General features: G+C 77.2%; 1 protein-coding gene. It reads left to right on the forward strand.

The annotated features are described in order from the left end of the window. A partial coding sequence (locus tag OOT08_RS02340; RefSeq protein ID WP_325090942.1) for a hypothetical protein occupies positions 1-486 on the forward strand: 486 nt, incomplete at both ends.

Below are 486 nucleotides of genomic sequence, written 5' to 3' on the forward strand. Positions count from 1 at the left end.
ATCGCCATTGCGCTCTTCGGCGGGCTCGCCCTCGCCGCCGGGGCCGCGACGTCCGTGGGGTTCCGTCCCCCGTGGTGGGTCGCCCTGCCGCTCGTCGCCGGGCTCTTCCTCGCGCTCACGGTTCCCGCCTGGCGCGTGCTCCGCGCCCACCCGCGCGAGGCCGACCCGGGTGTGGGTCAGGGGGCGCTGCGCGCCGAGGGCGCGCTCGACCGCCCGGCCCGGATCAGCACCGCGGTGCTCGGGCTCGCCCTCGGCGGCTTCATCGTGGCGGGGGCCAACGGCTGGCAGGAGGCGGTGGGCATGAGCATGGTGGCGATCCTGTTCGGCGCCATCATGGCCGCCCGAAGCCCGTACGGACTCCCCCGGCTCGGCTCACTGTGGGGCCCCGCGCAGTGGCTCGCCTTCGCCCTGGCCGCGTCCGCGTGTCTCCTCACCGCGCTCATCTGGGCCGGGCACCCCGGGTCCGCGACGGGCGAGGGCGGGTTC

Source organism: Leucobacter sp. M11 (genome assembly GCF_035726885.1).
Classification (GTDB): domain Bacteria; phylum Actinomycetota; class Actinomycetes; order Actinomycetales; family Microbacteriaceae; genus JAPFRB01.